The sequence below is a fragment of the Sulfurihydrogenibium sp. genome (assembly GCF_027448985.1).
Lineage (GTDB): Bacteria > Aquificota > Aquificia > Aquificales > Hydrogenothermaceae > Sulfurihydrogenibium.
This window is the reverse complement of sequence record NZ_DAIDMN010000135.1, coordinates 1-2,045: the sequence shown is the minus strand read 5'-3', so window position 1 is coordinate 2,045 and position 2,045 is coordinate 1. Positions and strand designations below refer to the sequence as shown.

At 38.2% G+C, this 2,045-nt stretch carries 3 protein-coding genes and 1 pseudogene; 1 reads left to right on the top strand and 3 read right to left on the bottom strand.

Going from position 1 to position 2,045, the window contains the following annotated elements; translation table 11 throughout:
• The coding region (locus NE054_RS07950; protein WP_297890413.1) for a molybdopterin-dependent oxidoreductase at positions 1 to 621 on the top strand (621 nt) is incomplete at its 5' end.
• Between the two features lie 42 nt (positions 622 to 663).
• Here the strand turns inward: NE054_RS07950 and NE054_RS07945 are convergent.
• The 3 genes and pseudogenes from NE054_RS07945 to NE054_RS07935 all read right to left on the bottom strand — a co-directional run.
• Positions 664 to 777, bottom strand: a pseudogene (locus tag NE054_RS07945) (rhodanese-like domain-containing protein); the annotation flags it as partial.
• A 98-nt stretch (positions 778 to 875) separates the two neighbouring features.
• Positions 876 to 1,013 (bottom strand): hypothetical protein, encoded by a 138-nt coding sequence (locus NE054_RS07940; protein WP_297890411.1) that lies wholly within the window; start codon positions 1,011 to 1,013, stop codon positions 876 to 878.
• A 12-nt stretch (positions 1,014 to 1,025) separates the two neighbouring features.
• Positions 1,026 to 2,045: YeeE/YedE thiosulfate transporter family protein (locus tag NE054_RS07935; RefSeq protein ID WP_297890409.1), on the bottom strand; the 1,020-nt coding region annotated here is incomplete at its 5' end.

The window sequence follows — 2,045 nt, the reverse complement described above, 5'->3', positions numbered from 1 at the left end:
CAAGGAAACTGTGCATGGGATGTATGGGTTCAAAATGGTATTGTTACAAGGGAAAACCAAGCGGCAAACTATCCACTTTTAAACCCAAAAATTCCGGATGCAAACCCAAGAGGTTGTAATAAAGGTGTCCAACACTCTCAAGTTATGTACGAAAAAGACAGAATACTCTATCCAATGAAAAGAGTAGGAGAAAGAGGAGAAGGAAAGTGGAAAAGAATATCTTGGGATGAAGCTATTACAGAAGTTGCAACAAAGATATACGAAACTATGCTAACAGTTGGTCCACAAGGGAACTACATACACATTGGTTCAGGTATGCTTACAGAAGCAAGAGCAGCATCTGGAAAAAGACTTGGTACACTTCTTGGAGCTGTAAGACCTTACATAGCATCTTACGTTGGTGATATGTTTCCAGGTGTATCACTGGTTTACGGAGAAGGTAATGTAGGATTTTCTTACGATTTTGTATATACAGCAAACGTTCAAATTTGGTGGGGACAAGACCCTAATAAAACAAGAATTCCTGATGCTCACTGGGTTTGGGAAGGTAAATATAACGGTATAAAGGTAAGGGTTTATTCTTTTCTTAGCTTCTGCCAAGTACCCTTCGTTCATCTTTGAATCATCACAGTTTGGATATGGTAAAGCACCAGGTATTCTTGAATCTTCATAACCACCAACTTCATCAGACGAAGTTAACTCTCTGACATCTATAATCTGTACTTTTATCTTTGGATTTGAAAGTTTTTTGTACAGTTCTTCTGCTGTTATAGGCATCTGTTTTTTAAGTTCAATCTCTTTTTTCCCAAACGCTATTAAGACTATAGCTAAAACTAAAATAACTGCTATATAAATACCTCTTTCTATTTTAGGATTCATTGTTGACCTCCGGACTGAGTTTGAACTTGAGAAACTTTTGACTCAAGCTCTGAAACATGCTTTTTTACTCCGAATGTTGCAACTAACAAGACAGCTATAGCAATCCAAAATAAAATCCTTTCTGTCATACTCATCTTACCCACCTCTTAATCGTAGACTTCTTCTGATTCTTTCTTTGCTTCTACAAATCTTGACCATCTACCAAAGTAAATCAAGTTTGCAGTAAGAACACCTACAACAAAGTAAGTTGCAGACATTGCCATACTTCCAACTGAGAGTGTAGGATAAGCAGCTAAAAATGCTCCTGTTGTACAACCGCCACCTATTAAAGCCCCCAATGCTAAGAAAATACCAGCAAAGAAAACTAAAACCATCCTTACATATGGGATAGGAGAAACTCTTGCAAAAGCAGGTGGAACCGGGTCAAATTTAAATTTACCTGATATAATCGCTGCTAAAAATGCTCCCGGTAAAACGCCTAATATTAAACCAGAGTGCCATATAATTCCTTCATTTATTTGAGGTACAACATTTGATATAGGATGACCTATCAAGTGAGATATCCAACCTACCAATGCAAGTAAAGCTCCGGAAAATCCTAAGTACTCTCCTTGAGCTGTTGCCCATGCTATTATTGAACCTGCAGCAACACCACCTATAGCCCAGTGCCACTCATCCTTTATAAGATTAAAGCTTGTTTTTTCTTGATAAAACTTTTTCGCAGGGTCAACCCAATCTGCTATTAAAGCAAATACTAAAAACAACACTCCCCATGCCACAGCTAAAGGTCCATAAGGAACCCCTAAAACACCATACAATGTTAAGTCTGTTTTATTTCCGAGGATTCCGGCTTCTACTAAAGAAGGCTGTATCGTGTTGTATATTATTACTCCCGTGACTAATCCAACTACTCCTGCGGCAGATATAAACTTACCAGCCCCAACTCTTGCAACACAAGTTCCGGGGCAAAAACCTGCAGAAGCCATAGCTATTCCAAACATAACACCACCTATAAGATGAGCAACTCCTAAGTATGGCATTATCCTTGGAATAAGATTTGTAGATTCTGCAAATCCAAGTATATCGGCAAGTCCGTAAATAATAGAAGCTGTTGCATGGGGAGTTTTATTTTTAGTATTTGCTTTAATTGCTGATTGGTTAGACCC

What these genes read in the sequence shown, in the direction of transcription:
- NE054_RS07940 (WP_297890411.1), bottom strand. Translation starts at nt 1,013, where the DNA reads ATGAGTATGACAGAAAGGATTTTATTTTGGATTGCTATAGCTGTCTTG.